22 protein-coding genes are annotated in these 23,655 nt (G+C 55.5%); 11 read left to right on the forward strand and 11 right to left on the reverse strand.

The genetic code is table 11. The annotated features are described in order from the left end of the window. Positions 1-11 precede the first annotated feature (11 nt). Positions 12-173, forward strand: coding sequence for a LuxR C-terminal-related transcriptional regulator (locus AC1D17_RS10440; protein ID WP_477565465.1), 162 nt, complete (start codon positions 12-14; stop codon positions 171-173). Positions 174-200: 27 nt separating this feature from the next. On the opposite strand, the gene AC1D17_RS10445 is transcribed toward AC1D17_RS10440, so the two are convergent. Continuing rightward, complete coding sequence (locus AC1D17_RS10445; RefSeq protein ID WP_477565339.1) at positions 201-554, reverse strand: hypothetical protein; 354 nt, start codon at positions 552-554, stop codon at positions 201-203. A gap of 67 nt (positions 555-621) precedes the next feature. Between AC1D17_RS10445 and AC1D17_RS10450 the strand changes: the two genes are divergently transcribed. The 7 genes from AC1D17_RS10450 (at position 622) to AC1D17_RS10480 (ending at position 8,633) form a co-directional block, all read left to right on the forward strand. Continuing rightward, positions 622-2,196, forward strand: coding sequence for a recombinase family protein (locus AC1D17_RS10450; RefSeq protein ID WP_477565340.1), 1,575 nt, complete (start codon positions 622-624; stop codon positions 2,194-2,196). Further along, a complete protein-coding gene (locus tag AC1D17_RS10455; RefSeq protein ID WP_477565341.1) occupies positions 2,196-3,092 on the forward strand; it encodes a ParB/RepB/Spo0J family partition protein in 897 nt (298 codons plus the stop codon). The genes AC1D17_RS10450 and AC1D17_RS10455 overlap by 1 nt, the downstream gene beginning before the upstream one ends. Beyond that, positions 3,089-3,979, forward strand: coding sequence for a plasmid partitioning protein RepB C-terminal domain-containing protein (locus AC1D17_RS10460; protein ID WP_477565342.1), 891 nt, complete (start codon positions 3,089-3,091; stop codon positions 3,977-3,979). The genes AC1D17_RS10455 and AC1D17_RS10460 overlap by 4 nt, the downstream gene beginning before the upstream one ends. Before the next feature lie 311 nt (positions 3,980-4,290). Further along, complete coding sequence (locus AC1D17_RS10465) at positions 4,291-4,488, forward strand: hypothetical protein (protein ID WP_477565343.1); 198 nt, start codon at positions 4,291-4,293, stop codon at positions 4,486-4,488. 217 nt (positions 4,489-4,705) lie between these two features. Further along, positions 4,706-5,722 carry a S1/P1 nuclease gene (locus AC1D17_RS10470; protein WP_477565344.1) on the forward strand — a complete coding sequence of 339 codons (1,017 nt, stop codon included), beginning with the start codon at positions 4,706-4,708 and terminating at the stop codon, positions 5,720-5,722. An 83-nt stretch (positions 5,723-5,805) separates the two neighbouring features. Then, complete coding sequence (locus AC1D17_RS10475; protein ID WP_477565345.1) at positions 5,806-6,321, forward strand: hypothetical protein; 516 nt, start codon at positions 5,806-5,808, stop codon at positions 6,319-6,321. Positions 6,322-7,424: 1,103 nt separating this feature from the next. Then, a complete protein-coding gene (locus AC1D17_RS10480; RefSeq protein WP_477565346.1) occupies positions 7,425-8,633 on the forward strand; it encodes an SIR2 family protein in 1,209 nt (402 codons plus the stop codon). A 131-nt stretch (positions 8,634-8,764) separates the two neighbouring features. Here AC1D17_RS10480 and qatD read toward each other — a convergent pair whose 3' ends face one another. The 7 genes from qatD to AC1D17_RS10515 all read right to left on the reverse strand — a co-directional run bounded on the left by qatD (position 8,765) and on the right by AC1D17_RS10515 (position 17,144). Next, on the reverse strand, positions 8,765-9,514 hold the full coding sequence (qatD, locus tag AC1D17_RS10485) for a Qat anti-phage system TatD family nuclease QatD (RefSeq protein WP_477565347.1): 750 nt from the start codon (positions 9,512-9,514) through the stop codon (positions 8,765-8,767). Continuing rightward, positions 9,511-10,845 (reverse strand): Qat anti-phage system QueC-like protein QatC, encoded by a 1,335-nt coding sequence (qatC, locus tag AC1D17_RS10490; protein ID WP_477565348.1) that lies wholly within the window; start codon positions 10,843-10,845, stop codon positions 9,511-9,513. Before qatC ends, qatD begins: the two co-directional genes overlap by 4 nt. Continuing rightward, positions 10,842-11,771 (reverse strand): hypothetical protein, encoded by a 930-nt coding sequence (locus tag AC1D17_RS10495; RefSeq protein WP_477565349.1) that lies wholly within the window; start codon positions 11,769-11,771, stop codon positions 10,842-10,844. The genes qatC and AC1D17_RS10495 overlap by 4 nt, the downstream gene beginning before the upstream one ends. After that, positions 11,771-13,696: a KAP family NTPase gene (locus tag AC1D17_RS10500; RefSeq protein WP_477565350.1), complete on the reverse strand. Its 1,926-nt coding sequence runs from the start codon at positions 13,694-13,696 to the stop codon at positions 11,771-11,773. The genes AC1D17_RS10495 and AC1D17_RS10500 overlap by 1 nt, the downstream gene beginning before the upstream one ends. A gap of 316 nt (positions 13,697-14,012) precedes the next feature. Next, positions 14,013-14,387, reverse strand: coding sequence for a putative phosphothreonine lyase domain-containing protein (locus tag AC1D17_RS10505; RefSeq protein ID WP_477565351.1), 375 nt, complete (start codon positions 14,385-14,387; stop codon positions 14,013-14,015). Between the two features lie 403 nt (positions 14,388-14,790). Further along, positions 14,791-16,827, reverse strand: coding sequence for an AAA family ATPase (locus tag AC1D17_RS10510; protein WP_477565352.1), 2,037 nt, complete (start codon positions 16,825-16,827; stop codon positions 14,791-14,793). Next, positions 16,824-17,144, reverse strand: a complete 321-nt coding sequence (locus AC1D17_RS10515) for a hypothetical protein (protein ID WP_477565353.1) — start codon at positions 17,142-17,144, stop codon at positions 16,824-16,826. The genes AC1D17_RS10510 and AC1D17_RS10515 overlap by 4 nt, the downstream gene beginning before the upstream one ends. 145 nt (positions 17,145-17,289) lie before the next feature. Between AC1D17_RS10515 and AC1D17_RS10520 the strand changes: the two genes are divergently transcribed. From AC1D17_RS10520 to AC1D17_RS10530, 3 genes are all read left to right on the forward strand, one after another. Further along, complete coding sequence (locus AC1D17_RS10520; RefSeq protein ID WP_477565354.1) at positions 17,290-17,580, forward strand: helix-turn-helix transcriptional regulator; 291 nt, start codon at positions 17,290-17,292, stop codon at positions 17,578-17,580. A 114-nt stretch (positions 17,581-17,694) separates the two neighbouring features. After that, a complete protein-coding gene (locus tag AC1D17_RS10525; protein WP_477565355.1) occupies positions 17,695-19,503 on the forward strand; it encodes a hypothetical protein in 1,809 nt (602 codons plus the stop codon). A 521-nt stretch (positions 19,504-20,024) separates the two neighbouring features. Then, on the forward strand, positions 20,025-20,195 hold the full coding sequence (locus AC1D17_RS10530; RefSeq protein ID WP_477565356.1) for a hypothetical protein: 171 nt from the start codon (positions 20,025-20,027) through the stop codon (positions 20,193-20,195). Between the two features lie 204 nt (positions 20,196-20,399). Here the strand turns inward: AC1D17_RS10530 and AC1D17_RS10535 are convergent, their stop codons facing one another. From AC1D17_RS10535 to AC1D17_RS10545, 3 genes are all read right to left on the reverse strand, one after another. Continuing rightward, positions 20,400-21,905 carry a tripartite tricarboxylate transporter permease gene (locus AC1D17_RS10535; RefSeq protein WP_477565357.1) on the reverse strand — a complete coding sequence of 502 codons (1,506 nt, stop codon included), beginning with the start codon at positions 21,903-21,905 and terminating at the stop codon, positions 20,400-20,402. 9 nt (positions 21,906-21,914) lie between these two features. Continuing rightward, positions 21,915-22,376, reverse strand: a complete 462-nt coding sequence (locus tag AC1D17_RS10540) for a tripartite tricarboxylate transporter TctB family protein (RefSeq protein ID WP_477565358.1) — start codon at positions 22,374-22,376, stop codon at positions 21,915-21,917. A 134-nt stretch (positions 22,377-22,510) separates the two neighbouring features. Next, on the reverse strand, positions 22,511-23,494 hold the full coding sequence (locus tag AC1D17_RS10545; protein ID WP_477565359.1) for a tripartite tricarboxylate transporter substrate-binding protein: 984 nt from the start codon (positions 23,492-23,494) through the stop codon (positions 22,511-22,513). Positions 23,495-23,655: the final 161 nt, after the last annotated feature.

Genomic DNA, 23,655 nt, shown 5'->3' on the forward strand with positions numbered 1-23,655 from the left:
CCGACCTGAGCATCCTTCAGTTGCTGCGAGAAGGGCTCTCCGTGAAGGAAATCGGCATCAGGATTGAACTGTCACACCGAACCATAGAGCACCGGATCGAAAGGTTGAAATCGAAGATGGGCGCTCGCAGCTTGCCGCACCTTGTGGCACTGTCGATTGCTTCAGAGCTATAGGCATGCTCCTGTGGAGCAAAGCGGGTTTCACTCGGAGCGAAGCGCTTTAATAATCGCGGCGGCACGCGCAAGCGAGGCCTGTGCGGCGTTCAACTCAATCGACAACTTGAAAAGGTCGCGGTTGGCCATTTTCAGAAATGCATGCAGGACCGCGTCCGAATTCTTCGCGAGCAGGATTAGTTGCCAACCGCCCGGAGCCTTCATACCCGACAGCCAGTATTTGGCCGCCCTGTCGCTCACTCCTGTCCACCTCATGACTGTTTTTGTTGCCTGGGCACTCGTCCCAAGCTCGTCCCTCAAAGCTTTTGAGATGGCGATGGCATAGTTGTTGCGAATTTCGGCGTTGCGGGTCGGAACTAAAGTGCCCTTATTCGGAACCATATTTCCCTTCTCCTCGATATATACTCCCGCCTGCGAGCCCGACCGCACAGGGAATTGTTGACAACTAATGGTCATCGATTGGAACCAGAAGAACGGAGACGCAATAGCGCCCGAGCGAATGAAGATTCGCGCTGCGGCATATGTTCGGATGTCTACCGATCACCAGAAATACTCGACCGACAATCAGATCGAAACAATCCGCCGCTACGCCGAAAAGAATGGCTATGAAATCGTGCGCCGATATGCGGACGAGGGCAAAAGCGGCTTACGCCTGGTCGGGCGGGACGCTCTCCAGTCGCTGTTGAGCGACGTCGAGAGCGGTAACGCAGGTTATCAGGCAGTCCTCGTGTATGACGTGAGCAGGTGGGGGCGGTTCCAGGACCCAGACGAAGCTGCGGAGATCGAGCTTCGGTGCAAACGGCAAGGAATCCTTGTTCACTATTGCGCCGAGCAGTTTGAAAATGACGGCAGCATCGGATCATCGATCATCAAGACCGTAAAGCGGGCGATGGCCGGGGAATACAGCCGTGAGCTATCGGTGAAAGTTTTCGCCGGTCAAGCCAATCTGATCCGTTTGGGATATCGACAAGGTGGTGCACCAGGGTTTGGGCTCCGTCGTCAGTTGGTCGACCAAGGCGGCAATCCGAAGGGAGAACTGTCACGGGGCGAGCAGAAAAGCATCGCTACCGACAGGGTCGTCCTGATCCCTGGACCGGAGAACGAGGTGCGCGTCGTCAGAAGGATTTACTCTCTCTTTGTCGCGGACGGTCGGGGAGAGGCAGAAATCGCGGAAATCCTGAATGCAGAGGGAATTTTGACAGACTGGGGGCGAGCATGGTCACGCGGCACGGTCCATCAGGTTCTTCTCAATGAAAAATACGTGGGGAACAATGTTTGGGGCCGGACCTCCTTCAAGCTGAAACAATCACACATCAAGAATCCTGAGGCGGATTGGATACGCGCCGACGGTGTTTTCCAGGGAATTGTACCGACGGAACTATTTCAGCAAGCGCGGTCGATTATTGAGTCCAGAGCGGAGCGCTTGTCGGATGAAGTAATGCTGCAAAAACTTGCAGAGGTCCTGGGGCAGCAAGGCTATTTGTCAGGTCTCATCATCGATGAGGCCGAGGACTGTCCATCGAGCAGTTCATTCTCCCATCGGTTCGGCAGCCTGTTGCGAGCCTATGCGTTGGTCGGTTTCGTTCCGGATCACGACTACGGGTACTTGGAAACCAATCGTGCGCTCCGGCGGATGTATCCGAAACTGCTCGCCGACGTGATTCAAGGTATCGGCGCGGCCGGTGGCGAAGTTCGACAGGACCCGGCGACGGACCTGCTGATGATAAATGAGGAATTCACTGCATCGCTTGTCATCGTGAGATGCATCCAAACGTCGGCGGGATCGTCGCGTTGGAAGGTGCGATTGGATACGGCCCTGAGACCCGATCTCACGGTCGTCATCCGCATGGACCCAAGTAATTTGGAGCCCTACGACTACTATTTGTTGCCCTTGCTCGACATGCATGAGGCAGTTCTGCGGCTATGCGAGTTCAATGGCCTTTCCCTCGATGCCTATCGTTGCGAGTCCCTGTCGCGTTTCTATTCGATGGCGGCTCGAACATCACTGCTGGAGGTCGCGTGATGGCAGCAGTCCCCGCTCAGAAAGTTGAGATGATCCCCATCAACCGGATCACCGTGGTCAATCCCCGCATTCGCAGCAAAAAACATTTCAAGGAAATCGTCGCAAATATTGGGCAGATCGGACTGAAGCGCCCTATCACCGTGACGCGCCGCATGGAGGCCAGTGGACCCTTTTACGACCTCGTTTGCGGACAAGGACGTCTTGAAGCCTTCAAAGCACTGGGACAGCAGGACGTTCCCGCGCTTGTCGTCAATGCCAACAAAGAGGATTGTCTGGTAGCGAGCCTTGTTGAGAACTGCGCCCGCCGACAACATCGCGCGGTCGATCTTCTGCAGGACATCGGTGCAATGAACGAGCGTGGCCACAGCCTTCCGGAAATTGCCCGTATGACCGGTCTTTCCGCCGAGTATGTCTATGCAGTCGTCCGGTTAATTGAGAAGGGTGAGGAAAGACTGTTAAGGGCCGTGGATTCCGGTCAAATCCCGTTCAGCGTCGCTCTGGAAATTGCTGAGGCTGAGGATCACGATATCCAGGCTGCTCTTCAATCAGCCTATGAGAAAAAGCTTCTGAGAGGCAGGAAGCTAATGATTGCCAAGCGAATTGTCGAGATGCGGCGGCGGCGCGGAAGGACACTGAAATACGGTCCGACGAAATCCAAACCCCGCCCCATTTCATCGGAGGCTTTGCTAAAGGCATTTCAAGATGACGTTGATCGCAAGCGAAGACTGATCCGTCGCGCGGAAACCGCCAAAGCTCGACTTACTTTCATTACGGAGGCCGTTCGCAAATTTCTGGCGGATGCTCAATTCACCGGCATACTGGGCGAAGAAGGGCTCGCCTCACTCCCCGAAGCGTTGGCCGCGAGGCTCCAAAGCGAAGGAGGATCGTCACGATGAAATCCTCGGACCACGGTTCTTCTATTCCACTCGCGTTCGAAAACATGAGCATGCGTATACCGATTGCCGAAATTCTGCCGTTGAAGCAGTTGTCGCCTGCCGCCTTGAAGTCCGTAAAATATTCACAAATAGCCGCCTCGATCACGGAGGTGGGAATTATCGAGCCGCCAGTTGTAATTCGGGATCGGCATCAGCCTGATAAATTTCATCTTTTGGATGGTCATATCCGTCTCGACGTGCTTGCCAAACGAGGCGATGCGGAAGTGGTTTGCCTGGTTGCCAAAGAAGACGAAGCTTACACCTACAATCGTCGCATAAGTCGTCTCGCCACGATCCAGGAACATAAGATGATCCTGAAGGCGATTGAAAAAGGCGTGCCTGAAGAACGCTTGGCGCGGGCCCTCAATGTAAACATTTCCAGCATTCGCCATAAGAAGAACTTGCTGGAGGGGATGTGCGCCGAGGCCATTGACTTGCTTAAAGAGAAGCAGGTGCCCATCAACACAATTGGCGAGTTGCGAAAAATGAAACCCATGCGCCAGATCGAGGCCGCCGGTTTGATGATCGCGATGAACAAATTCACGGTCAGCTACGCCAGGTCTTTGGTCGCTGCCACGTCCGATTCTATGCTGGTATCTCCGAAGAAAAAGATTGCCGGGCTTAGCGAAGATCAAATTTCGATGATGGAGCAGGAGGCGGCGACGCTTGACCGTGAGTTTAAAGCCATCGAGCACGATTATGGCGCGGATCATCTCGACCTGGTGCTCGCCATTGGGTACGTGACGCGGATAATGGCCAATGCGAGAGTGGTGCGCCACCTAGCGCAGTTTTATCCGGACATATTGTCCGAGTTCACGAAGATGATCGCAGTCCGCAGAGCGGCGTAAACCCTGCGCCCCAGATTTCGTCGTTGCTTATGCAAGCTTCGGTCGCTCCAGGAAGTCCAGCATTGCCGCGTAGGTCTGCCCGCGACTACGGGTGGCGCTTTGGACGCGAGCGACACGACCCTATCTCTGCGAGTTTCATGCAGGTCCGTGAATAGCGACCACCGCCGGTAGAAAAAACGGGTACGTACCTCAACCAGAGTGTCACATTTTCATCTTGTGCGCCTACTACTTTAGACTAAAGTTGCATGCGCTGGAGGYCGCAGGGAGGCGGCTTCTCAACAAAAAAGATGTCAATCCTTGGGAGGAAAATGATGCAGAAATCCGATATCGCAATACCGCCAAAAGACCTCAATATGCTCCAGACGGTTCGTGACGCTTGGTGCACACAGCAGCGCATTTCGCGCAAGGATGCCACTGCGGAAGCAAAGATACTGATCAACGAGTATCAGCGCGGCAATCGCTCGCAGATCGCACTCATCGATGCACTTATAAACAGCACCACGCACTAGCGGGCTCAACTGCCGCTTATAGTCGAGAACCCGGCCTCAGCAGCCGGGTTTTTCATGCCAAATTGTGATAGCTCCCAGGACAGACCCCAGGCCCTTCGTGATGCGCGCGCGATCTAATTCACTTAGGTCAAATCAACTTCAACGTTATCGAGTGGGTCTTTTCTTTCTCCATGGTTGCGATATGATCCCGCTGTCTTTGGCTCGTAGGGGGTGCGACATGGGACGCTTTGCTTCAGCATTTTTTGTTTTCGCTTTGGTTCTTGTAGGCTGCTCATCCATTCCGAGAACCGCTTTGGCTTGGGGTGAGTTCGGCCATCTGACGGTTTGCGACCTGGCTTATAGAAATCTCACCGATGCATCACGAGATGAACTGAAACGCATCTTCCACGCGGGGCAGGGTGGCATCACCGTTCATGCAAAAGATGGGACGGAGCTTCGGCATTACACGTCGTTCAATGTCGGCTGCCTGGAGGAGGACGAGAGGCCGCGCAAGCACGCAGCTGATCACTTCGTGAACGTTGACCGCACGACAACGTCGATTCCTGCTGCGAGCTGCCCTGTCGGCGGTTCCTGCATCTTTGCTGGAATTGATCGCGACCTCACAATTCTAAAAGATCGGTCGAAGTCTGATGAAGACCGGGTCTTCGCTTTGATGGCCGTCGGACATTGGATCGGGGACATCCACCAGCCCCTTCACATCTCGTTCGCTGACGACAAGGGGGGCAACGCGATCAAAGCAAGGGTTATTGGCGGATGCGGGACTTCCTCTTATCGGCCTGGGAATTTACATGCCGTATGGGACGGATGCTTATTGGAGGCCGGTCTCTTTCAAAAGGTTCGGAACCGTGCCGACTTTAAATCGAACTGGGGCAGGCGGACGATCACGTACCGCGCAGTCGATACGCTTCTCGCAAACACAAGCCTCGTCGAGGAACAGGCTATGGTGGGTACCGATCCTGCGGTCTGGGCCAACGAGTCTTTCCAGATCACGCTTCGGCCCGACGTCCAGTATTGCGTGAAATCCGGCAATGACTGCCATTACTCGGATACCCAAGCGGGCCTCGGCCCGGATGATGAAGAGCGAAAGGTATCGTTGGGCAGCGATTACCTGGAGGAGTACGCGCCTATTGCAGAAGACCGCGTGCGCTTGGCTGGGTTCCGACTGGCGCACCTGATCAATCTTGCGTTGGATACAGCGTACCAGGGACCTGCAAAGGACTCGTTGCAGCCGTGAAGGGCTCTCACATCCGATACCGGCTGAATTTTCTTCTTGCTGCACTGTTCGTTGCTCTAACCGGCGGGACAGCATCAGCCAGCATGGCGTTGAGCGAATGCAAGGACGTCTCCGACTTGGCCACGGTAGAATTCGATGACACCCTGATTGTCACCTTGTTTTCAGATCGGAATCAGCGTGTTTGCCGGTTTAGCGTGGCCTTGCCGCCGAACCCTTCATCGTCCGCTGACCCTGGCTTGGCGGCGACCTATAACGCCATGGACGTCCTGGGGACCATTCGTAACGAGTTCAAGGTGGGGACGCCGGAGCACGCGGACGCACTCCGCTTGAAGTTCGCCCCGGTACTCTCTGACGCACTCGTTAGACCTTTGACGGAAGGCAATCTTCGCACCGAGAAAGCAGGGCCTTTGATCGAAGCGATACAGACGGCGGAAGGCCGAAATCTGATCGAGCGTTGCGTATCTGAAGCTTTACCAGGTCGGCAGCCCTTCGCCGATGAGCAACGGCTCATCTCGTGTGGGACAATCGGGGAGAGAGGTTTCGGCATCCAGGCTCGGGTCGAAGATTTGTCCTTCTCCCTTCTTTTTCCGGCTTACTGAAATGCCCGATTGGGGGAGATATCGTAGATCATCTTGGGAATGGCTGAAGGAGGGCATTCCAGGTGATATCCGGTCCATAGTCGTTAGTTCCGTAGTCGCGGCCGTAATCACCATGGTGACGACCGCTTGGATCGGTCCGGAACCGCTCCATTTCTCTGCGTTCGCGAATGCTCAGGGGTATACGCAGCCGCTGGAGCCATTGAGCAATGCCGTCTCGAAGTCGGGCGAAACTGTCGAATTCGAGTTTCAGCCGCCAGAGCTTCGAAAGGCGTATGTTTGCGAGTTCGCACAGGTGGAGGCATCAACGCATCGCCAGCTGATGCTCAACTATTTGAGCCGATATCCGACATGTTTTGCTGTTTCACAGATGTCTCAGGACAAGTATCGGGTTTTCATGACAGGATCGACGGTCGATATTCGGAAGGTTAGCGGTAATTTCCTCTGCAAATGCCCCGCGCCCTGATTTGAAGGTTTTCTGCAAAGGCTCACCTAGAAGGCCCCCCCCCTTGAAGGCACCCCCCTTGTCGGCGATACTCGCCAATCTGGGTGGCTCGTTGTAGCCAAAGTCGATGGCATTGATCTCAGTATCCACCAGCTCCTGACAGAAGGCGCGGCGCAGAAGGAAATCGGACTCAGACCGGAATTGTCGCCTCGGGCAATTGAGCATCGGTTCGAGCGGCCTACGGCCAGGGTAGGGGCGAGAAACCTCCAGCATCTGGTGGCGCTCTGGATATCGAGCAGGCTACAAGCCTCCTGCTAAGACATAGAGGTCAACGATCTTCAACAGGTAATACCAATGATTGCCTTCAACCTTAAATCCAAAAACCTCCGAAACCTCCGCGTTCCCCTGCGCATCTCAGGTCGTGGTCGCCGATTTATCCTGCCAGAACCGCGCGCTGAAATTGTTCAACCCCGCAGTGCGATGATCGGCAGAAGCCGATATTTAATGAGAGTTTCCAACACGACGTGTTGCGTCGACATCTGAGTGATCGCAACGCTTGCGCGCAGGTTTAATGCGTGCAAGGTGTATCCGTTATGGTTGCGTGTTCCCGATCATCCTCGGGGTGAATCAGTAGCTAAGGCGAACATCTAAGGGTACCTTCATGTCCGAGCAAATTGAAAACGACAGTGCCCAGCAGGCCCCAACGGTCTCCAAGGCTGCTGAAGACTTCATGGAGCTGGTCAAGCTTTTCAGTTACCAGATGGGTCCCAATGAAACTCCGACAGGGCTGACAAATTTCACATTTTTTGCGGGCGCAGGCTTTTCCAAGTCCTGGGACCCTAATGCTCCAGTTGGGTCTCAATTATTCACTTTGAAGAGTAATGTGATCGAGGAAGTAGCAGACATCGGAGCGTTGTCTCGGATGTTCGGCTTGAACGCCTTCAACGAGATTACACCCGAGCAGCTCAGGCAAATCGTTTATCAGATGGATATGTACGAGCGATATCCGGACGTGCGGTCCCGTTACGTGGACGAGCAGAACATCAGAATGTTTCGAGGCGCTCTACGTGCAGCAGTAGTGGACCGCTACGACGAATTAGCCAATCTGAATTACTTCGACGCCAATCTCGGAAAATTTCCGCTCACTGAGCCTACATCCCGACAGCTGGATATCGTCAGGTTCTTCCGACACCTCCATGCGAGGATCGATGGATCGCAAGGACCTGCTGAAGGCCTTCGAACTCACTTTGTGACCACCAACTACGATTATGTCATCGAAACAATTTTGGACAATGTGGTGGAACCGGACGACAGTCTCTTTTTATACACATATCGTGGCTTCACACCCACGAGGATTGTGGACCAGCCGAACATGGCGAAGGTCCAACATCATTGGCTCGTGCAGCATCTACTAAAGATAAATGGCGGCTTCGAAATCCTTCGAAGAGGCGACGGGTATGTTCTCGACTATAGCGCCAGAACCAGCAGCCAGGTCACGGACGACCCTCCAATTCTCATGCTCGCATCCAGAGAACAGGACTATTCCGACCCCTATTTCAAGACGGTGTTCCCAAAAGTCGTTCGATTGATGCGGGAGACGACAGTATTGGTGATAGTGGGCTACAGCCTGCCGCCTGACGACGCCCTAATTCGTTTCTTTCTCCGCCAGTTCGCAGAGGAACCAGAGGACGGGCGGGGCAAGGTGATATTCTATATAGGGCCCGGCGACGATCAGCAGAAGCGGAACGTGCTGGAGGAGGTGTTTCCTTCTATGGGGATGGATAATGCCCCACTTCTGGTGCCCTACAACGGCGGTTTCGATGCATTTGCAGCCGAATGCCTTACGCTCGCCGATCCACTATTCGGTTAAAGGCCGTTCTAAACTCTTGATTAATTCTCGTTTCACGTCAGTTGGCCAAAGGATTCCCTTGTATCTGATCGCCGACCTGAGACCCAAGTTTCCTCCGGCATTTCGGAGAGCCTTGGGTTTTCAACTTAGCCTCATGCGGCGTATACATGGTCGAGTGTGCAGACTAGGTTTCGCAGGTTCGCGTGAAGGTCGCGATCTGCCTCGCTCGCTGAGCAGTTCCAAAGCTCTGCCAAGACCGGTAACACCCTGTCAGCGTCCCAAGGCATCAGCGGGGTGTCGCCGTCGGTGGCAAATGGCCCGTCGGTCTCGGTTAAAAGCCGATTGCGAGGCATGGAGGCAAGCAACTCGCGTCCTTTACGGCTCCGCAACATTGCTGGTCCGACGCTGAACCAGCAACCCAGCCCGATTGCTCGATCTAATTCCTTCCTGGTGCCGCTAAACCAGTGGAGAACCGGCAAGCTCTTGTTCAGATTCGCTTCGATGACATTCAGCACCGCTGTCGCAGCGCCACGAGAATGGACAGACAATATCCTGCCGCCGTGGCCTTCGGCATGTTTTAAGATAGTCGAGAAAACTTCGGTTTGCAGCTTGAGGCTAGGCGCATGATCTGGTGATCCATCTATGCCGATCTCTCCGACATACTTGGTCTGCTCCATAAATTTCCGGACGTCATCGACCTCCCGGTAACGGGTCGCAACAAGTTCGGGATGCAGGCCAACGGCGACACGAATCCGTTTCCGGCCTTCGGTCAACCTGACGTTGCCCAGGAAAGCCTTGGGTGTCGTCGTTACTGCGAGAACAAACGCTTCGCGTTTATCTGCCTCTGCAATTACCCGCCCGGGATTGGGGTAGAGGTCCAGATGGCAGTGCATATCGATCATCGGAGTCCAGTCGCTTCAAGAAATTCGCCTATTTCCAGAAGACCTTCCTTAGCTACCGCGCGGTATCCATCGGCATTGGCGCTGAAAGTTGTGGCTCCGATAGCGGGGCCTATCCAACGGCGAGCACCGTGCCTGTTCACATAGTCGAGGGCAGTCAACGTTTGCATGACGTCATCATACTCCGCGAACGCCTTACCATGAAACGCGTTGTTGATGCGACCCTGTACCGTAAGTTCGACATTAGGATGCATGTAGGTCGTGGTATCTCCATCGATACGCCTGCTCCATTTCAAGAATGCAGATCGACGTACGAGGCAAGGGAGGCACCGACCACAATGCGTGTAACTGCGCCCGGCACGACCGCAACTCATCGACATCGGGGCCAATTCGGTCAGAAGCTCTTGGCTCTGGCACTCGGCCATCATCGTGCCCTTGGTCTTGAGCTGATAACGGTTAGACAGCCGGACATTTATTGCAAGCTCGTCGAGCAAGTTCTGGAGCATCTCGATGAACTTAGGGTGCGTCGTTCTCGTACTGAGGCTCCCACGCCTCATCGTCGTGAGAGGTACGTTCAAGCTGATGAACCCGTTCTCAGGGGTATGCAGATCGACAGTCTCTCCTGCGATGTATTTGTCCAAAAGGGTGGCAGCGAGAACGCCAAACGCGATGAACACAATCGAACGCGGACGCTGCGAAATTTCTGCGGCAACACCTGATGTTCTGGGGTCAGCGTTGAGGGAGAGGAGCCGCTGTCCAGCGCCGGTTCGGGCGGCAAATTTTTCCTGCTTGGCGACGTCACCGCGAACTCTATTCGATACGTAGACTGGGAGATCGACACCCTTGGTTTCCATATCGATGGCCCCGATAAGGCTGTCCAGTCCGCCAGACAGGAGAGCCACGCAGGTTTCCGGTCGTGAACCAACGATCTTCTTGGGAGGAGCTGGATGATATCCGCCTTCCACAAAGGTCAGATTCCAGAAATCGCCCGTCAGGAACGAGAGCATCGCCGAAATCTTTTCAGACAGGGCTTGCCATCGATGAGGGTCGCTGACCCCGACGGTCAGATCGATCTCACGGGTCCAGCCATCAGGGCTGACGGTCGCTCGGTTCACCAACCGGTCGGCACCCACCACGCCCAGCGCCAACGCAGTAAAATCCCATGCCATTGTTGATGGCGACCGCCCCGCCCATTTGAAGAGTTCGCTGGCAACTGATAATCCTGCGTGGCCAGACGTCCGGCTCAGAGCGCCTATATCGCCTTCGAATATACTGATGCGATGATCAATGCCGGAGGGGGATGGCTGATCGGGTCGGAGCGCTGCGATTTTCATTCGAGATAACTTTCGAAAATATCCATAACCTGTGCAGTGACGTCGCGTGCGATCTTCGCCGATGTGTTTCGGCTGATTTTCGAACCGATGGCCTTTACCTTCGCATATTGCGCCCGGTAGGTTTCCCGAATGAAATCGCTAATTTCCTTCAGGCGGTCGTTGGCGAGAACAGCATTTCCGTGGGCGGCTCGCTGGACTGACGCACCAATGTCGGCGACCAGGATGTTGAAGGCAGAGTAGGACAAGGTTCTGACGAAGCATTCCTCCGCTAGCTCTGGCGGGAGATTGGTGACATCAGCATTTTCGTTCTCGTTGAGAACCGAACTGACGGCCTCGGCAATGGCTTCGCGAACACCGGCATCATCGAGCGACACTTCGCCAGGATTGACTGCCTCCGCAATCCGTTCGGCGACCTCACTGTGAGATAGCCCCGCCAAGGTCGCAACATCGAGTGCCGGTGGATCACCGTCAGCTTTGGCAACGCCGTCACCTCGCGCTAGGATGTTGAAAACACCAGCGGCGGCAGAAGAGGACTTGCTCATTCGACGGGAGGTCGTTGCCGATCCGCCGTAGCCCTTCTTTACATAATTGCCCAACGCGTTCCGGAGACTGCGGCTATCACCTGACCTGGCAAAATTTCCGATTGCTCGGCGGGCTGACGTGAATCTCCGAGCCGGAGCCAAGTCAGCCGGTGCCGGGATTTTTTGATCCTGATTTGGCGGTGCCTCGTCCGGCTTTTTGGGGGCAGGCAATCCGTCGGGCCGCTTTTCTGGAGACACAGGTGAAGGTAATGGAGCGCCGCCAGTTCTAGGAGGTGTCAATGGCGGAGATGGCGGCGGCGGCCGAATTGGTGCATTCGGAGCCACCCAGTTCGGGATCAGCGGCACATTTTTGCCAGGGCCGCCACTCGTTTTCGACGTGCCCATTATTTGCCCACCTTGAGTGCAGCGTTGATGGCTTTAGAAACGGGAATCGACAAATCCGTGCGTTTCCCGAGGGCGACGAGCACCTGTCTTCCCCATTCGGACGTTCCCAAACGGGGAATCAGACCTGTCTTTATCGCTGATGATGAAATGTTCCCCAAGAACACTGTCAGACGATCAGCCTGCGCGCGATCAGCCTCTGCGATAACGGCGAGCCCATAAAGAATAGGAGGTGTTCCCCACTCAGTCTCCGCGTTAGCCTTGTCGAGCAAGCTGGTCGTTATCAGTCCTCGCTCATCAGGAGATAAAGTCGCGATTTGTCCTTTCAGGGTTGCTGGAGGACTGGTCTTCAACGCGAGCAGTTGGGCCAGAAGTGCCGCAGCGTTTTTGGTGAGCTTGCTTTCCGCCGCAATGATCGGGGCGCTTTCTCGACCAACATGCAGGGCCCCTCGAAGATCGAGTCCACCCAAATCAGGCGGGAGCTTCAGCCAGTCTTCAATTAGTTTAGCGTCGTCTTTCCATCCGGACGGCCAGCGATTTTCATCAATCACATCTCCCTTTCGGACATCAATTTCCAAGTCACGGAGAGTTGGCGATTTTCCGTCCGGTGCCGCGCTGATCAGTTCTGTTAGAGAATTGAATGATGTCGCTGAAGCGAACCGTTCAAAAAGCATGAGCTTCGTGAAAACCGCATCATTGACGGCTATTTCCTGTACTTTTGCAAGGCTGCGGCGAATAGAGAGCGTATTCATGAAACGCTTGATGAGGCGCGGGTTGCCATTTACCTTTGGCGAGATGATCATCTGGCGTGCGAGGCGGTCCGCAAGCTCCAGTTCTGCTTTCAGGGGCTCCGGGCAATTCGCAATCAAGTTTTGCACGAATTCGGCATCAATAGCCTCGCCCTTCCAGCTAGAAGCGAGGCGCTTATTTACGGCTATACGGACGGCTTCTTTCGCCTTTTTGTCCTCGGTGTCGTTTGTGCCGAGCAGGCTCTTTTCGACGAAGAGCATCATAAGGTAGGCCTTAACCTCGTTCGTGCCGAGTGGCGGCACTCGAAGTGGCACTTGGATAAGCTTGTCGAAATAGCTGACTACAATATCATCATCGACCCGAGTGCCCTGGAACTGCACGCGGACGGCCTCTTTTATCATCTTGTCGTCGGCCGCAATGATGAACGCTGTTCGCTTCATGAACAGAAACAGGCGCATCGCCTCTAGGGTGCCAATAACAGTTGGAGGAAGGCATCGGTCGAGATCGTCAACGAACACGACCAAGGTAACGTTCAGATCAGCTAGCAGTTCTTCGAATTCCTTCCTGATCGCGTGGATCATCTGGGGAGGTGTCGACTGATAGCTCAAACCTGGTTTCAGCAATCCCTTTACGGTATCGGTGTGCTTCTCGACCTGGGAGGTGGCGGCATCGTAATCGTCACTCGAAATGTCGCCGTCAGTGAAGCTGTCGACAATTCCTTTTCCAGCCCTGGCGAGTGCGCCAACAGGCACGCCTGTGTAGGCCGTGACTGCGAGTTCGCCAATCAACCGAAGGCTTCTGAAGAAGTCGATGCGTTTGAGTAGTTTCACGCCCTTAGCGACGCTTGTTTCCTGCTTTTTGGCGTGATCCGTCAAAGCTTGGGCGATTTCCTCCATCAGCGCCGCTTTCGCGTCGTCCTGTCCCTGATAAAGCCATGCGTTGAAATTCACGAACAAAAGCGACTGAGCCTTCTCGGCGCTATCCTTCTTTTCTTGTTCGATTCGGGCTTGAAGGTCGGTCTCCACCAACCTCACCATCGATGATTTGCCGACACCCCATCCCCCGGAGATACCGATGCTCAAAGCCTCGCCTTTGGCGTCGAGGATCATCTGGGAGACTAAGCTCGCCATTACGTTGAAGTTCAGAAAATCACGACCAGTCTCGACATCAGCCCACATAAAGTCTCCTCCCAGTGACGGGAGACTTCCCGTTGTCTGCAACCAATGCAAGCGTTCATTACCCAATAATTCTATACAAAGCTGTATTCCACAGATATTCGCAGTGTTTTCGATTGAACACAGGAGCGGCAAATGGCGTGCGCGAATGGGGGGCAAGGAAACAAGCAAATGCCATGCGTCTGGTAGATGCTGACGAAGGTCAGACAAGGCAGGTCTTCGATGGAACCTGGATCACAGAACGACGGTAGCGACAATGTGGGGACGAAACGTCGATTACCGTGTTGCTCCACTCCGGCCGTGAAGTCTTGACGGATTCTTATATTAATTCGACTTTACTGGAATGCCATAGATATTCATCGCGGCCTTGCAGGGTCGCTCTGTCAGACTTGTAGCGCAGGTCACCTATAATTCCGAGGTTGCGAAGCTTCCTCAGCGTCTCACCTACGTCGTTCTCCCGCGACGTTTTGCAGTATGCACAGACGAGGTGGTGGCCGAGCTTCACATCAAGCCTAGCTGACGAAATCTTCACAGCCGCCAGCTTGCCCTGAGCCGCAGCTTCCGCCAATTTCGGCCATATGCCTTCAGGATCGCCAAGGGCTATGGGAACCAGCCATTTCCCAGATGCCGATTTGTCGTCGTCACCAACGATTTGCGAAGTGAACCCCGACTTTGAAATCGCAGCGTGCCACATAAGGCGCATTCCTCTCGAAGTGATAAACGTTGAAAATTGGCCTTTGGCGCGGAGACCAAATAACCAAGAGCCGAGGTCAGCGGCCCGACGAGAAATCGCTTGGCCGGGTCCGTTAAACGACAAGCGGCGTATCGTGGCTGGTTGACGTCGACGAAATTCCGCCCGATCCTTCAATGGTCGGAGACTGTGCAAAATTTCAGATGATGCCCCAAAATCCTAACCTAGCTGCGTCAAGAGCGGCGATTCCTCATGAGGATGCTCAACTGGAGGCGGCAAGTGCGTGTCTCCTTCAGATGGTAGGGCAGCGGGATACTGGCTTTCCGCACATGACTTTGGATGATGCCCGTGAAATTGCGCGCGTGATCCGAGGCCGTTTTCAATCCGGTTCCAGCTGAGCCTCAGATCATGGCGACGTTCCCGGTTGGACTAGGTGGCCTGGTTTGCCTTGGTAGAGTTGTTGAAATCCGGAAATTTCGTCGCTGGATAGGTGATTGAGCAGCTGTACAAGGCGCTCACCCGCTAGGAATTTCTCGTCCCTCAGTGCGCCCGCGATATTTATCAGCGCCTCCTGGTTCAACTCAAGTATTTCCTTCGATCTCCTGTATTCCGTATTGAGAATGAGATCGACATCAGCGCGAAGGTCAGGAAATATTGAAAATAATGCCCCTTTCGTCTGGTCAATTTCTACGGGAAATGTCGAGAGGCGTCTTCCTAATCCAAATCTCGTGACCAATTGCGAAGCTAATTCAGTTGCCTTCGCGACGTCGCTCCGTGGTGATCCTCCGGAAGTGGTCGAGCGGTTGCCAAATATCAGCTCCTCGGCGGCCATACCGGCGAGACCCATCGCGATGTCAGCTCGGAAGTACCTCTCAGTTTTGAACGGTGTGACCGGCTCGTCTATCCAAGTCGCCCCGTGCGCTTGATGTGCCCCTTCGTTTTCTGATGTATGATCGAAAATCTCGACTCGTGAGACGATCCCAACTTCCAGTACCTTCGCTACCAACGCATGCGCTGCCTCATGAATGCATATTCGCCAGAGATCGGCTCCGACTAATTTTACACGCTCAGAAATGTGCTCATTGAGGTCCTCAATCATCACACCTCTATTCGCAACGCGCGCCCGCTGACGCGCTTTCCTGGCAAGAAGTTCCAGGTCGGCTCCCGTTTTTCCTACGAGTGCTCTCGCAGCCTGCCGTATCGCTGGGAAGTCCGTTAGTTCCGGAAGATAGAACCGAAGGATTGAGGCCCGCTCTTCCGCATTAGGTGGCAAAAGTTCAATATGTTTCTCCAGCCTGCCCGACCGAATGAGGGCGGGATCAAGACGTTCCGGAAGATTCGTTGATGCCACCACTACAACGCCTTCGCGTCCGCCAGCCCCATCGAGCGCTTCTAGCAACGCGTTGACGACTTCATTGCAATACTGCTGGTTGTCCCCTGAGAATTTCCGACGGTCACCGAAAGCATCGAATTCATCGAGGAATAGGATGGACGGGGCGGATTCTCGCGCCTCATGGAAATCGAGTCTCATCGCTTTCAACAAATCGCCGAGATGCCCGTGACTTTGCCATTTTGCAAGCGAGGCGGCGACTAATTGAGCGCCGCACTCCGACGCGAGGGATATCGCAAAGCTGGTCTTTCCGGTGCCAGGCAGGCCGTATAGCAGAATTCCTTTATCTACATCGGCCCAGTGAAGCGCACCGGCACGCCAGAGTTCCAAATCGCGTTTTAGATCGAGCCCCCATGTGCCTGCTGCACCATACGATGAAAGGGGAAGGACCCGCCGTGAACTGCTGGCTTTTGAAGTTAATTCCTTGAGCCTTGCCAGCGCAGAACGTGCCGAGCGACCTTTCCGGAAGATGGAATCAATGTACCCAGGGTCCTGTTTGCGAAGAAGTGCTTTGTCTTCTTCCGATAATGGGCCGACTTCCAGTTGGCGAGCGAGGCTATCCAGATATCGGTCATCAAGGATTTCCAAATCGACGTTCGTGTCTGCACTTATCCTGAACTCGGCGTGCAGCTCCGCCCCCTTTGGGAGAAAGACCACTACCTTCTGAGCGTCCAGATATGCCCCAGGGCTGAAATCCCAATTCCCTTTTTTAGTCCTTGGGGGATGGCAGAAAGCCTTAATCCGCACGGAGCTGCGACCTCCAGACTTGAGGCCGAGTTCTGCGACATAGTCGAAGTCGTCCATCGGCCAAGCCCGTGGAACTTGGATCACTATTACTGATGTGGGAGCAGTGAAGAAATGCTGCTGATTTTTCATCAGGCGCACGAATGCGCAAAAAGCCAGAAACCGTCGCGGGCTGCTGGCCAAGGCTGTTGGGGCGGCTCGTCGGCTAAGCTCGGCAGGAAATTTGGAGATCGCGGCATGGACCTCGGCGGTTGCTGTTAGAAGGTTCTCTATCGCGGCATCGAGCATGTCCTGGGTGTGGGGTTTCATTGGTTGGGCCTTCCTTCAAGAGGACGTCCTAGGCGATACCAGCGGTTGAAAGTCCTGGCGAGGTTCTGCCTTTCATCCCAGAAGACGATCTCGGTAGTGAACCCGGCGTTCCCGCTCTTAATGTTCGGATGGCCGGTGATGGTCCCCACAAGAACAGGCACGGCTCTCTTGGCGATGACCCAGTCCGAAATAGTGGCGCTGGATACGATGGATTTCGGACCCAGCACCGCAAACCTTTCAAGGTCGTCAGCAAGTCGACGGTAGGCGTCAATCATTTCCTGCGGGGACGGAATTGGAGGGGAAGCCGAGTTAGCCATGAAATACCTCGTGGTGATTCTGATTTGAATCGCTGCGAAAAGAATCGTTGCTACTTCTTGTTAAATAAACGCAACTAAATGTCAACATTGTGCTACATTAAGTCGCTAATGTTGACATTTTTCGATAAGGTGCGTTTTTCGCTGTATGGCGATTAATTATCCACCAGAGATATTGCGTGCGGGCCGGGCATTAGTTGGCTGGAAACAAAGCCAGTTGGCTCAGGCAGCAGGGGTATCGCGCCATACACTCCTCCGTGTCGAAGAGGGCCAGAACGTCATGTTGGAAACGCTTACAAGCGTTGTGAGAGCCTTGGAGGATCAGGGGGTGGAATTCACCGGTGCGACCACGGCCTATGGAGTGGGCGTGCGCTGGCGTACCCCTTCCGGTCGGACTGGTGAGGACCCAACCGAGGACGACGTCCCAAAAAAGGGGTAACGGTCATACTTCGTTGCGCGCCCTCGAAGTGCAAATGGGTACTGTTGCCAATTCGCGGCGCGGCCAATGGCCGTCATGTTGCACGCGATTGGTGAGAGGAGCGCGGGGCCGCTTATGGCTAAGCAGTACGGACTTATAGATGGCGAGGCGGCTCGTCGCCACCACGCCCTGGCCGGTCGCAAACTCGCAGTATCTGTGCAGCCTATGCCGGGCGAGGGAGCCGCAGACCTGATTTTGAGAGCGAGCGCTCTCAATGCCTACCACTACCCCTTCGAAATTATGAAGATTATTGGCGGGAAACGCGAACAAAGATTTTCACATTACGGGGTAGCCAAGTGGGGGCTCACCTTAGATGGCCTCGGAGACCTTCTGGGCACTAGGAAGGGACAGTCCGATATTGCTCCGCTTCTTTACCCGTCAACTGGGCGGGATAGCTTTGACTTCTTTTCTAGCAATCTGCCGTACCATCAGCTTATCGGTCATCGACGGGTCGCGCCAACTTTTTTGAAGTATGGTGGCTATCAAAAGGCCATTTGGCACATCAAGTCACTTACGTTCGATCCTTCAACTTTCGAAACGTTGCTCGATAAATGCCCGGTTTGCCGCGCCCGACTAACCTTCGTCTCTACAAAGGGCATTTGCTCTTGCCACAAATGTTTTGATCCGAACGACCGTCGAAAGGCCTCGGTCGATTTACGTGACTACCCCCAACCCATTGTAGAATTCGACGACGAGGAGGCCGTCCGGTTCGTAACCGACCTCATCGATCCCGAAAGAGTAGATCGTGGACGTGCGGCTCTCCATCCCGAGTTACGCGAATTTAACCCTGGGCATCTTTTCGAATTCATAGTGCAGGCCGCGAAGGCGCTTGATTTCAAAACTGGGGTGTGTCGAGCGCTTCAGTCGAACTTTTCGGCTGTCGGAGAGGTCAGCGCGAAAAATCTTTCTGTAGCGGGTCGTGCAATGATCAACTGGCCTCACGGCTTCATCGAGATGGCTGAGAGTTTAAAGAATGCGTGGTTTTTCCCACAGACCAAGGATTTCTATGCGCACCCTCTAAGGGTCCGATTGATGTCGCCATTTTACGATCCACGCTTCCGAAAGTTGATGACGTCCGGGATCAAGTCATCGTTGAGGGCGAGCGTGCTAATTGCGGTCGATGGGACGACTAAAACGACGCCTAGTACGTCACCGCCCGTATCGTGGCATGACCTCTCCCGTTATGCCCACGCATCGAAACTGGTTCGCGAAGAGAGCGCGAAGTCGGGCCTCCCTGTGAGCGCCTTGCTCGCATGCTACGCTTCAGGTTTCTGGTGCCCAGACCAATTGCTCGCCAGAAACTGGCACGCGACCACACGATCTGTATGCGAACTCACTTCAATCGAGGTTCCACGCACGAGGGGCAAGAAGCGGACGCTCTCCATGAGCGATATCGTTTTGGCGCTTTACCACCTTCCCGGCAGTCCCTGGCCGCAGATGCTGCAGGGAATACTGGAACAGACCCTTCCGACATTGAGAAAATCAGTGAATTCGCCCTACATCCGTGGTCTTGTCATCGGTGACTTTGAAGTTTGGAAGGCTTTTTTTGCTGATCTGGCACCAGGACCCGACGGCTCCTCTGCGGAGATAACCGGTGGTGAAGCAGGGTTTTACCTAGGCATGAGCGGCCCCCAAATTTCGAACCTTGTCGCATACGGATTTCTATCAAGCGGTAGGATATCGATGGCGGAAATATGGGATTTTCGTAGAAAGTTCATATCGCCAAAAGAGGTTGCGGCTAGGCTCCAGGTTAACGGGGAAATTGCGCTGGCAAACCTTGTTGGAGGCGAGTTAAATAAAGCAGGGATTCCCGCTATCCGCCTTGGCTCCTTCGTTCGATCACGTATCCACGTCGAGCAATACTACGGTAGCCGTTTGGCCTGAAATAGGCTCTGTGAATCGCAATCTTGGTATCACTGCTTTATTGTTTCGAGACTTGTGGGAATCGCTTTAGATTGGTTCCAACAAAAAAAGGGGAATGCGCTGCTAGGCGGTTCAGATTCCTTGGGCTTATTTGCTGATTTATGTCAGGTCCCGGTTGCTGGAGATTTCTGAACTTCGCCACCAGATTGGGCTTCTTTTGCCGTTTCGACGAGCCTCTCGTTCGGTAAACCGGCGTTGCCTTGGACGTTCCGGCCCGAATCCTGCGCGGCCGAAGATTGAGTTAAGCGTTGCTAAAAGCTGGCGCAGATGTCATGTGTGGTCGTCTCAGTAGAACGCATTCGATCGAATGCAAAACGTTTACAATCTGTTTTCTCGGGGCAAATCGTGCTCTTGTACCCCCCGAGATTTCCCATGGACCGGGTTGTGCTCAACTGGTAACTTTCACTGATGATTATCTGCAGTTGAAGGAAACTACCAAATTAGCGCACCATGCGTCGTGGACAATGAGGGTGGAGGCCCCGATGAAAGCGCAGTCACATATCGTCGATCTTCTCAGTGCAGCCAAACTTATCGCTGACAGCCAATCCAATATCCTGTTGAGCTACATCATCAGCATGGCGATGATAGAGGCAACGACCGGAGCAGCAACGAGAAAGAATGAAAGCGAAAAGAGCGACGCAAGCGCTGCTTGACGCGGCTGCTGGGCAACGACCCCACATGCATGCACCGCGCTCTGATGGTTGCGGCCAATCGGTGATTTTGAAGGGCTGGTCGAAAGACCGGCCTTTGTTGTTTGGGCAGACTTTTCTGCGTCACTGACGCGAATGCTGACCCCGGCCGGATTCGATCTCCGGCAGGGGCGATGTCAAATCAAGCACGCGCAAGCGTGCGCCCGGTCAATCCTCTTCCTGGAACACCGCCTCGCGCTTGGCCTTGACGGCAGGCAAAAAGACGACGGCCAGCACGGCAAGGGCGATCAAAAGCAGGATGGCGCTGATCGGCCGCGTGAGGAAGGTCGTTGCATCGCCACGCGACAGGATCATGGCACGGCGCAGGTTTTCCTCCAGTAGCGGCCCCAATACAAAACCGAGCAGGAGAGGCGCCGGTTCGCAGCGCAGTTTGACCAGCGCATAGCCCGCCAGGCCGAAAAACGCGACGGCATAGAGGTCGTAGACGTTCGAGTTGACGCTGTAGACCCCGATCGAGCAGAAGGCCATGATGATCGGGAACAGCACGTAGTAGGGGATCGTCAGCAGTTTTACCCACAGGCCGATCAGCGGCAGGTTGAGGACGACCAGCATCAGGTTGCCGATCCACATCGAGGCGATGATACCCCAGAACAAAGCCGGTTGCTCGACCGCGACGTTCGGGCCTGGCACGATGCCCTGGATGATCATCGCACCGACCATCAGCGCCATCACCGGATTGGCCGGAATGCCGAGCGTCAGGAGCGGAATGAACGATGTCTGGGCACCGGCATTGTTGGCCGATTCGGGACCTGCGACACCGGCGATTGCGCCATGGCCGAACTCCTGCGGCGTCTTCGACATGCGTTTTTCCACCGTATAGGAGGCGAAGGCTGCAAGGATGGCACCGCCGCCGGGCAGAATGCCAAGCGCCGAGCCGATGACTGTGCCGCGTATAACCGGTGCAACCATCTGCTTGAAATCATCGCGCGTCGGCAAAAGGCCGCTGACCTTGGCCATCAGCACGGTGCGGGTCTTTTCACCCTCGAGATTGCGAAGAATCTCGGCGACGCCGAAGACACCGACGGCGACCGCGACGAAATTCAGGCCATCGGCATATTCGCGGATGCCAAGGGTGAAACGCGGCGTGCCGGTGTAGATATCGGTGCCGACGAGGCCGAGCAGGAGACCGAGCGCCACCATCGCCAGCGCCTTGACGATCGAGCCATGAGCGAGCGCAATCGAGGAGACGAGGCCGACGATCATCAGCGAGAAATATTCTGCCGCACCGAACTGCAGGGCAATGGCCGTCAACGGCAGGGCGAAGATCGCCACCAGGAAGGTCGAGACCGTCCCGGCGAAGAACGATCCGAGTGCTGCGATGGAAAGGGCGGCACCCGCTCGGCCTTTGCGGGCCATCTGGTAGCCGTCGATGGCGGTGACGGCGGACGAGGATTCGCCGGGCATGTTGATCAGGATGGCGGTGGTCGATCCGCCATACTGTGCGCCGTAGTAGATGCCGGCGAGCATGATCAGCGAGGAAACGGGCTCCAGCTGGAAGGTGATCGGCAACAGCATGGCGATCGTCGCGGTGGCGCCGATGCCGGGCAGAACGCCGATCAATGTGCCGAGCAGCACGCCGATCAGGCAAAAGAGGAGGTTTTCGGGCGAAGCGGCGGTGGAGAAGCCGAGGGCGAGATTGCTGAAGAGTTCCATCGTGATGTCCTACAATCTGACCCAGGGGCCGAAGCGCTGGAAGGGCAGGCCGAGCGCGTAGCTGAACACGGCGACCGAAAAGATCGTCAGCGCTACCGATACCGCAAGTGCGGTCAGCGGCTTCATGCGCTGGGACGCGAAGCAGGCGATCAGGGCGGTAAAGAACAGCGACGGCACGAAGCCGAGGCCGCGCACGGTCAGCCCGAAAAAGATCGGCGCCGGCAGGATGAACAACATGCCGCGCCAAGCGACAGGCCCGAGCGGTTCACCCTCGACACGGGCCGATTGCACGATGATGACGATGCMGAGAAACGTCAGGATGGCTGCCAGGAACAACGGGAAATAGCCGGGTCCCATCTTGAATGCTGTGCCGAGGTCAAGGCCGAGGCTCTGATAGATGAAGAAACCGCCCAGTCCGATGAAGAGTGCGCCGCAGAGCGCATTGGTGGTGTCGAAGGATAAGGATTTCATGATGCCTCCTTGATTTCAGCCCGGTCTGCTGTGCCGGCCATCTCATCGAATGGTTGTCGAAATGGCCTTGAGCAGGCGCCTTCCTCTTTCAGGGAAGAGGAAGGCGGAGGGCATATGACCGATAGCGGGCGTGATCAGTCGGCGTATTGGCCGGCTGCTTCGATCACTGGCTTCCAGCGGGCGATCTCGGTCTCAAGCTTGGCCTTGAGGGCAGCAGGTGACGCATCCGCCTCCGAAGACGGAACCGTGCCGAGTTCGGCGAAGCGCGCGACGACGTTCGGGTCTTTCAGCGCGGCTTGGAGCGCCTTCGACAGGCGCTCGGTGGCTTCTGCCGGCGTGCCCTTCGGCGCGTAGACACCATGCCAGATGCCGACCTGGAAGTTTGCCAGACCGGCTTCGGCGGCTGTCGGTACATCCGGCAGGACCGGAAGGCGTTGAGGCGAGGTGACGGCGTAGGCCTTGATGGTGCCGCCGAGGATCTGCTTGGTCGTGTTGGTGGTCTGGTCGCACATGATATCGACCTGGCCGCCGAGCAGGTCGGTCATTGCCGGACCCGTGCCCTTGTAGGGAACGGTGACCAGCGGCGTTTCGATGGCACTCATGAACATCATGCCGCAGAGATGCGAGGCAGCGCCGATGCCGGCATTGGCAACGGTGACCGTGTCCTTGTTGGCCTTGACGTAGTCGATCAGGCCCTTGAGGTCCGTCGGCTCGAAATCCTTGCGGGCGACGATCGTCATCGGTACCTCGGTGACCAGTCCGACATATTCGAAGGCGTTCAGCGTGTCATAGGCAAGCTTGCGGTAGAGCGTGGCGCTGGTCGCCATGCCGATATGGTGCAGGAGAACCGTGTAGCCGTCCGGATCGGCCTGTGCCACGCGGCCGGCACCGAGCGAGCCGCCGGCGCCGCCGACATTCTCGACGATGATCTGCTGGCCGAGATCCTTCGACATGGATTCTGCAACCAGCCGGGCAACCGTATCGGTCGGGCCGCCGGCCGAGAAGGGAACGACCATGGTGATGGTGCGGTCCGGATAGGTCTGGGCGTTTGCGGAAATGGAAACAAGCGAAACGGAGGCGAGGGCCGTCATGCCAAGCATGGCTGTCAGGGTTTTCATCGAAGTCCTCCCGGATGAAACATGTTGCCAGCCGGCGCAGCTCCTCCCGCGCCGATTCTGGATGTTTCATTGTGGGGCCGGGCAGCCAAGGGGCAACCGTTTCCCGGGCGCATTTTGGGGTATTTGCAGACAGTGCGGCGCAGCATGGGTCGGAACGGAAA

Source organism: Pararhizobium sp. P1_E7, assembly GCF_056405855.1.